This is a genomic window from Pseudomonas sp. NPDC087803, assembly GCF_044742995.1.
Classification (GTDB): domain Bacteria; phylum Pseudomonadota; class Gammaproteobacteria; order Pseudomonadales; family Pseudomonadaceae; genus Aquipseudomonas.
This window is the reverse complement of record NZ_JBIUVO010000032.1, coordinates 1-8,381: the sequence shown is the minus strand read 5'-3', so window position 1 is coordinate 8,381 and position 8,381 is coordinate 1. Positions and strand designations below refer to the sequence as shown.

The 8,381-nt window shown below is 61.4% G+C and carries 6 protein-coding genes; all 6 read left to right on the top strand.

All coding sequences use genetic code 11. From position 1 onward, the window contains the following. On the top strand, positions 1 to 1,750 hold a 1,750-nt coding region (locus ACIOUG_RS16500), incomplete at its 5' end, for a DNA gyrase C-terminal beta-propeller domain-containing protein (RefSeq protein WP_401067002.1). 232 nt (positions 1,751 to 1,982) lie between these two features. Next, positions 1,983 to 3,068, top strand: coding sequence for a 3-phosphoserine/phosphohydroxythreonine transaminase (gene serC / locus ACIOUG_RS16495; RefSeq protein WP_401067000.1), 1,086 nt, complete (start codon positions 1,983 to 1,985; stop codon positions 3,066 to 3,068). Then, on the top strand, positions 3,068 to 4,162 hold the full coding sequence (gene pheA / locus ACIOUG_RS16490; RefSeq protein WP_086794155.1) for a prephenate dehydratase: 1,095 nt from the start codon (positions 3,068 to 3,070) through the stop codon (positions 4,160 to 4,162). The genes serC and pheA overlap by 1 nt, the downstream gene beginning before the upstream one ends. Before the next feature lie 12 nt (positions 4,163 to 4,174). Beyond that, positions 4,175 to 5,287: a histidinol-phosphate transaminase gene (gene hisC, locus ACIOUG_RS16485; protein ID WP_401066997.1), complete on the top strand. Its 1,113-nt coding sequence runs from the start codon at positions 4,175 to 4,177 to the stop codon at positions 5,285 to 5,287. Positions 5,288 to 5,315: 28 nt separating this feature from the next. Next, on the top strand, positions 5,316 to 7,523 hold the full coding sequence (locus ACIOUG_RS16480; RefSeq protein WP_401066995.1) for a bifunctional prephenate dehydrogenase/3-phosphoshikimate 1-carboxyvinyltransferase: 2,208 nt from the start codon (positions 5,316 to 5,318) through the stop codon (positions 7,521 to 7,523). Continuing rightward, positions 7,520 to 8,209, top strand: a complete 690-nt coding sequence (cmk, locus tag ACIOUG_RS16475; protein ID WP_401066993.1) for a (d)CMP kinase — start codon at positions 7,520 to 7,522, stop codon at positions 8,207 to 8,209. The genes ACIOUG_RS16480 and cmk overlap by 4 nt, the downstream gene beginning before the upstream one ends. The last annotated feature ends 172 nt before the right edge of the window (positions 8,210 to 8,381 follow it).

The following is an 8,381-nucleotide window of genomic DNA, read 5'->3' as shown; positions in this document are numbered from 1 at the left end:
GCGCGTCGTGATCGAACTGCGTCGCGGCGAAGTGCCTGAGGTGATCCTCAACAACCTCTACGCCCAGACCCAGCTGCAATCGGTATTCGGCATCAACATCGTCGCGCTGATCGACGGCCGTCCGCGCATCCTTAACCTCAAGGATCTGCTGGAAGCCTTCGTCCGTCACCGTCGCGAAGTGGTTACCCGTCGTACCGTGTTCGAGCTGCGCAAGGCCCGCGAGCGCGGTCACATCCTCGAAGGTCAGGCCGTTGCCCTGTCGAACATCGACCCGGTGATCGCCCTGATCAAGGCGTCGCCGACCCCGTCGGAAGCCAAGGAAGCGCTGGTCAGCACGCCTTGGGAGTCCTCGGCAGTGGTGGCGATGGTGGAACGTGCCGGTGCCGATTCGTGCCGTCCGGAAAACCTCGACCCGCAATACGGTCTGCGTGAAGGCAAGTACTTCCTCTCGCCAGAACAGGCGCAAGCCATCCTGGAACTGCGTCTGCACCGTCTGACCGGTCTGGAACACGAGAAGCTGCTGGCCGAGTATCAAGAGATCCTCAACCAGATCGGCGAGCTGATCCGCATCCTCAACAGCGCTGTGCGCCTGATGGAAGTGATCCGCGAAGAGCTGGAAGTGATCCGCGCCGAATACGGTGATGTGCGTCGCACCGAGATTCTTGATGCGCGTCTCGACCTGACCCTCGGTGACATGATCCCGGAAGAAGAGCGCGTCGTGACCATTTCCCACGGTGGCTACGCCAAGACTCAGCCATTGGCTGCGTACCAGGCTCAGCGTCGTGGCGGCAAAGGCAAATCGGCGACCGGCGTCAAGGATGAGGACTACATCGCTCACCTGCTGGTGGCCAACAGTCACACCACGCTGCTGCTGTTCTCCAGCAAGGGCAAGGTGTACTGGCTGAAGACTTACGAAATTCCGGAAGCATCCCGCGCCGCCCGTGGTCGTCCGCTGGTCAACCTGCTGCCGCTGGATGACGGTGAATACATCACCACCATGCTGCCGGTCGAGGAATACACCGAAGGTCACTTCATCTTCATGGCGACCGCCAACGGCACCGTCAAGAAGACCCCGCTGGAATCCTTCAGCCGTCAGCGCAGCGTCGGTCTGATCGCGCTGGAGCTGGACGAAGGCGACGTGCTGATCTCCGCGGCCATCACCGATGGCGAGCGCGAAGTGATGCTGTTCTCCGACGGCGGCAAAGTGACGCGCTTCAAAGAGTCCGATGTACGTGCCATGGGCCGTACCGCCCGCGGTGTGCGCGGCATGCGTCTGCCGGAAGGGCAGAAGCTGATTTCGATGCTGATCCCGGAAGAAGGCAGCCAGATCCTCACCGCTTCCGCGCGTGGTTATGGCAAGCGCACCGCGATCACCGAGTTCCCTGAGTACAAGCGTGGCGGCCAGGGCGTGATCGCCATGGTCAGCAACGAGCGTAACGGCCGTCTGGTCGGTGCGGTTCAAGTGCTCGACGGGGAAGAAATCATGCTGATCTCCGATCAGGGCACTCTGGTGCGTACCCGCGTCGACGAAGTGTCGAGTTTGGGGCGTAACACCCAGGGCGTGACCCTGATCAAGCTGGCCAAGGATGAAACCCTGGTCGGTCTGGAGCGGGTTCAGGAGCCATCGGAAGTCGAAGGCGAAGAGCTGGAAGGTGAAGAGGGTGCCGGGTTCGAGGGGGATGTCGTGATCGACGACGTTGCCGAGGACCAGCAACTCGACGCCGCAGCTGACGAAGAGCCGCAGGAATAAGCGGACAAGCGAGGGGGCGGATGAGAATTCGCCCCCTTGTTATTTGTCCGGAATGAATTTCCCCTGTAGGAGCTGCCGAAGGCTGCGATCTTTTGATCTTGATTGGACTGGGCAGGATCAAAAGATCGCAGCCTTCGGCAGCTCCTACATGGGGTCGGTGTACAGATTTCGATGTGCAGAATCACCGATTTACAGATTTTTTGTGTATCACCAAGTCAGAGCGAGATTGGATGTGAGCAAGCGAGCCTATAACTTCTGTGCCGGTCCTGCGGCGCTTCCTGAAGCTGTCCTGCAACGAGCCCAGGGTGAACTCCTTGATTGGCATGGCAAGGGTCTGTCGGTCATGGAAATGAGCCATCGCAGCGATGAGTTCGTGTCCATTGCCACCCAGGCCGAGCAGGATCTGCGTGACCTGCTGAATATCCCGTCGAACTATAAAGTGCTGTTTCTGCAAGGTGGCGCCAGCCAGCAGTTTGCGCAGATTCCGCTGAACCTGTTGCCTGAAGGTGGCAGCGCCGACTATATCGACACCGGTATCTGGTCGCAGAAAGCCATCGAAGAAGCCTCGCGCTACGGCCACGTCAATGTTGCCGCCAGCGCCAAGCCGTACGACTATTTCGCCATTCCGGGGCAGAACGAGTGGAACCTGTCGAAAGACGCCGCTTACGTCCACTACGCGCCGAACGAAACCATCGGTGGTCTGGAATTCCAGTGGATCCCGGAAACCGGTGACGTACCGCTGGTGGCCGACATGTCTTCGGACATCCTCTCGCGTCCGGTCGATATCTCGCGGTTCGGCATGATCTACGCCGGCGCGCAGAAGAACATCGGCCCGAGCGGCATCGTCGTCAACATCATCCGCGAAGACCTGTTGGGCAAGGCCCGTTCGCTGTGTCCGACCATGCTCGACTACAAGGTCGCGGCCGATAACGGTTCGATGTACAACACCCCGCCGACCCTGGCCTGGTACCTCTCCGGTCTGGTGTTCCAGTGGCTGAAAGAGCAGGGCGGCGTCGACGCCATCGCCAAGCTCAATGACGTCAAGCAGCGCACGCTGTACGACTTCATCGACGCCAGCGGCCTCTACAGCAACCCGATCAACAAGTCGGACCGCTCGTGGATGAACGTACCGTTCCGTCTGGCTGACGATCGTCTGGACAAGCCGTTCCTCGCCGGTGCCGACGCGCGTGGCTTGCTCAACCTCAAGGGGCATCGCTCTGTGGGCGGCATGCGCGCCTCCATCTACAACGCTGTCGACATCACCGCCGTCAACGCGCTGGTGGCGTACATGGCTGAATTCGAGAAGGAACACGGCTGATGTCCGAGCAAGAACTCAAGGCACTGCGCGTTCGCATCGACGCTCTGGACAGCAAAGTCCTCGAGCTGATCAGCGAGCGTGCCCGCTGCGCCCAGGAAGTTGCGCGAGTAAAGATGGCCTCGCTGGCCGAAGGCGAAGTGCCGGTGTTCTATCGTCCCGAGCGTGAAGCTCAGGTGCTCAAGCGCGTGATGGAGCGCAATCAGGGGCCGCTGGGCAACGAAGAGATGGCGCGGTTGTTCCGCGAAATCATGTCCTCGTGCCTAGCGCTCGAGCAGCCGCTGAAAGTGGCTTACCTCGGCCCTGAAGGCACCTTCACCCAAGCGGCGGCCATGAAGCACTTCGGTCACGCGGTGATCAGCAAGCCGATGGCGGCGATCGACGAAGTGTTCCGTGAAGTCGCAGCGGGTGCGGTTAACTTTGGCGTGGTGCCGGTGGAGAACTCCACCGAAGGCGCGGTCAACCACACCCTCGACAGCTTCCTCGAACACGACATGGTGATCTGCGGCGAAGTCGAACTGCGCATTCACCACCACTTGTTGGTCGGTGAAAACACCAAGACCGACAGCATCAGTCGCATCTACTCCCACGCGCAGTCGCTGGCCCAGTGCCGCAAGTGGCTGGACGCGCACTACCCGAACGTCGAGCGCGTGGCGGTGGCGAGCAACGCCGAAGCGGCGAAGCGGGTCAAGGGTGAGTGGAATTCAGCGGCGATTGCCGGCGACATGGCCGCAGGCCTGTATGGCCTGACGCGTCTGGCCGAGAAGATCGAAGACCGTCCGGACAACTCGACGCGCTTCCTGATGATCGGTAATCAGGAAGTGCCGCCGACCGGCGACGACAAGACCTCGATCATTGTCTCGATGAGCAACAAGCCTGGCGCGCTGCACGAGTTGCTGGTGCCGTTCCACGACAACGGGATTGACCTGACCCGGATCGAAACCCGTCCGTCGCGCAGTGGTAAATGGACCTACGTGTTCTTCATCGACTTCGTCGGCCACCACCGTGATCCGCTGATCAAAGGTGTGCTGGAAAAGATCAGTCAGGAAGCAGTAGCACTCAAAGTGCTGGGTTCCTACCCGAAAGCAGTTCTCTAAGGGCGGTAGCAAATGAGTGGCAACTTCCTCGCTCTGGCACAGCCGGGCGTGCAACAACTTTCGCCGTACGTTCCGGGCAAGCCTGTGGACGAACTGGCGCGTGAGCTGGATCTGGATCCGGCGAAAATCGTCAAACTGGCGAGCAACGAAAACCCGCTGGGCGCCAGTCCGAAAGCGCTGGCGGCGATCCGTGAAGAGCTGGCCGAGTTGACCCGTTATCCGGACGGCAATGGCTTCGCGCTGAAATCGCTGCTGGCCGAGCAGTGCCGCGTCGAGCTGAATCAGGTGACCCTGGGCAACGGCTCCAACGACATTCTCGAGCTGGTGGCGCGCGCCTATCTGGCGCCGGGCCTCAACGCCGTGTTCAGCGAGCACGCGTTTGCGGTGTATCCGATTGCCACTCAGGCGGTCGGCGCGCAGGCCAAAGTGGTTCCGGCCAAGGATTGGGGGCACGACCTGCCTGCGATGCTCGCGGCCATCGACGCCAATACCCGCGTGGTGTTCATCGCCAACCCGAACAACCCTACCGGTACCTGGTTCGGCGCCGAAGCGCTGGACGAGTTCCTCCAGGATGTGCCGGAGCACGTGCTGGTGGTGCTGGACGAGGCGTACATCGAATACGCCGAAGGCAGCGATCTGCCAGATGGCCTCGATTTCCTCGCGGCGTACCCGAATCTGCTGGTATCGCGCACTTTCTCCAAAGCCTACGGTCTGGCGGCGCTGCGCGTCGGTTATGGCCTGTCCACTGCGGTGGTGGCGGACGTGCTGAACCGCGTACGCCAGCCGTTCAACGTCAACAGCCTGGCCCTGGCTGCGGCCTGTGCGGCGTTGAAGGACGAGGAGTATCTGGCGCAAAGCCGTCAGCTCAACGAATCCGGCATGCAGCAGCTGCAGGCGGGTTTCCGTGAGTTGGGTCTGGGCTGGATCGAGTCCAAAGGCAACTTCATCTGCGTCGATCTAGGTCAGGTAGCTGCGCCGATTTTCCAGGGCCTGCTGCGCGAAGGCGTGATCGTGCGTCCGGTAGCTAACTACGGCATGCCGAACCACCTGCGGGTGACCATCGGTCTGCCGGCGGAAAACAGCCGCTTCCTCGAAGCGCTGCGTAAGGTTCTGGCTCGTGGGTGATGTCACTGCTCTGCAATCTGCTGCACCTATGATCGGGCGCCTTGTGGTGGTCGGTCTGGGATTGATCGGTGGTTCGTTTGCCAAAGGCTTGCGTGAAAGCGGTATCTGCCGCGAAGTGGTCGGGGTCGATCTCGACCCGCAATCGCGCAAGCTGGCGGTCGAGTTGGGCGTGGTGGATCGTTGCGAAGCTGACCTGATCGCTGCCTGTCAGGGCGCTGACGTGATTCAGCTGGCGGTGCCGATCCTGGCCATGGAGAAGGTGCTCGCGCGTCTGGCGAGTGTCGATCTGGGTCAGGCGATTCTGACCGATGTCGGCAGCGCCAAGGGCAATGTCGTGCGCGCGGCGACCGAGGCGTTCGGCGGTATGCCGGCGCGTTTCGTCCCGGGCCATCCGATTGCCGGTTCCGAGCAGAGCGGGGTGGAGGCTTCCAACTCCGAGCTGTTCCGTCGGCACAAGGTGATTCTGACGCCGCTCGAGCAAACCGACCCGGCCGCGCTGGCGGTGGTTGATCGCTTGTGGCGCGAACTGGGTGCCGATGTCGAGCACATGCAGGTCGAGCGCCACGACGAAGTGTTGGCCGCGACCAGTCATCTGCCGCACTTGCTGGCGTTCGGTCTGGTCGACTCGTTGGCCAAACGCAATGAAAACCTTGAGATCTTCCGTTACGCTGCGGGCGGTTTCCGCGATTTCACAAGAATCGCCGGAAGCGACCCGGTGATGTGGCACGACATCTTCCTCGCCAACCGCGAGGCTGTCCTGCGCACACTCGATACATTTCGCAGCGACCTCGACGCTTTGCGCGACGCGGTCGATGCAGGGGATGGGCACCAATTGTTGGGCGTCTTCACGCGCGCCCGGGTTGCCCGCGAGCATTTCAGTAAAATCCTGGCCCGCAGGGCCTATGTGGACGCTATGAATTCCAACGATCTGATTTTCCTGGCTCAACCTGGTGGCCGCCTGTCCGGTCGGATTCGCGTACCGGGTGACAAATCGATTTCCCACCGTTCGATCATGCTCGGCTCGCTGGCCGAAGGCGTGACCGAGGTTGAAGGTTTCCTCGAGGGCGAAGATGCCCTGGCGACCTTGCAGGCATTTCGCGACATGGGCGTGGTCATCGAAGGCCCGCACCACGGTCGTGTGACCATTCACGGCGTCGGCCTGCATGGCTTGAAGCCGGCGCCGGGTCCGATCTATCTGGGCAACTCGGGCACCTCGATGCGTCTGCTGTCCGGTCTGCTGGCCGCGCAGAACTTCGACAGCACCCTGACCGGCGATGCCTCGCTGTCCAAGCGTCCGATGAATCGCGTGGCCAATCCGCTGCGTGAAATGGGCGCCGTGATCGAAACCGCTGCCGAAGGTCGTCCGCCGATGACCATTCGTGGCGGTCACAAGCTCAAGGGTCTGACCTACACCATGCCGATGGCCAGTGCTCAGGTGAAATCGTGCCTGCTGCTGGCGGGTCTGTACGCCGAAGGCAAGACCACCGTCACTGAGCCGGCGCCGACCCGTGATCACACCGAGCGCATGCTGCGTGGTTTCGGCTACCCGGTGAGCGTCGATGGTGCTACCGCATCGGTCGAGTCCGGCGGCAAGCTGACTGCGACCCACATCGAAGTGCCGGGCGACATCTCGTCGTCGGCGTTCTTCCTGGTGGCGGCCTCGATTGCTGAAGGCTCCGAGCTGGTGCTGGAACACGTCGGCATCAACCCGACCCGTACCGGCGTCATCGACATCCTGCGTCTGATGGGCGCTGATATCACTCTGGAAAACCAGCGTGAAGTCGGAGGCGAGCCTGTAGCTGACTTGCGCGTTCGGGCAGCTAAACTGAAAGGTATCGAGATTCCCGAAGCGCTGGTGCCACTGGCCATCGACGAATTCCCGGTGCTGTTCGTGGCGGCGGCGTGTGCCGAAGGCCGTACCGTGCTGACCGGTGCCGAAGAGCTGCGCGTCAAGGAGTCGGATCGCATTCAAGTGATGGCGGACGGCTTGCTGGCGCTGGGCGTCAAGTGCCAGCCGACCCCGGACGGCATCATCATTGACGGCGGCCAGATCGGTGGTGGCGAAGTGCACGGTCACGGTGATCACCGTATCGCCATGGCCTTCAGCGTGGCTTCGCTGCGCGCTACTGCACCGATCCGCATCCATGATTGCGCCAACGTCGCGACGTCGTTCCCGAACTTCCTCGCGCTGTGCGCGCAGGTCGGTATTCGTGTGGCACAAGAGGCTCAGTCGTGAAAAACATTGCACCGGTCATCACCATTGATGGGCCAAGCGGTTCGGGCAAGGGCACGGTCGCCGGGATTCTGGCCAAACGTCTGGGCTGGAACCTGCTGGATTCCGGTGCGCTGTATCGCCTGCTGGCGTTCGCTGCGCACAACCATGGTGTCGACCTGACCAATGAGGAGCTGCTGAAGAAACTCGCCGCTCATCTGGATGTGCAGTTCATCGCGGCGACCGACGGTCAGCTGCAGCGCATCATTCTGGAAGGTGATGAAGTCAGCGATGTCATCCGTACCGAACGCGTCGGTTCCGGTGCTTCTCAGGTGGCCGCATTGCCGGCGGTACGCGAGGCGCTGCTGCAGCGCCAGCGCGCTTTTCAGGAAGCGCCGGGCCTGGTGGCCGATGGTCGCGACATGGGTACGGTGGTTTTTCCGGATGCGCCGCTGAAGATTTTCCTCACCGCCAGTGCCGAGGAACGGGCGCGCCGCCGATATTTGCAGTTGAAGGGCAAAGTCGAGGGTGTTAGTCTGTCGAGTCTGCTAGATGAGATCCGTGCACGCGACGAGCGTGATACCCAGCGCGCAGTAGCCCCGCTCAAGCCGGCGGCTGACGCGATACAGCTGGATTCCACGGAGTTGTCCATCGATCAGGTGCTTGAACGCATCATGAGCGAGATCGCCATTCGCGATATCGCCGGGTGACCAAGAAGAACGCAGGGGACCAGTCATAGTCCTGCGGCGCTTCTTTTAAATGAAACTAACCCACACCGTCTGGGGTGTGGAGATGGGCGTATTCTTCGCCCTCATCTACAGGAATTAAAATGAGCGAAAGCTTTGCGGAACTCTTTGAAGAAAGCCTAAAGACCCTGAACCT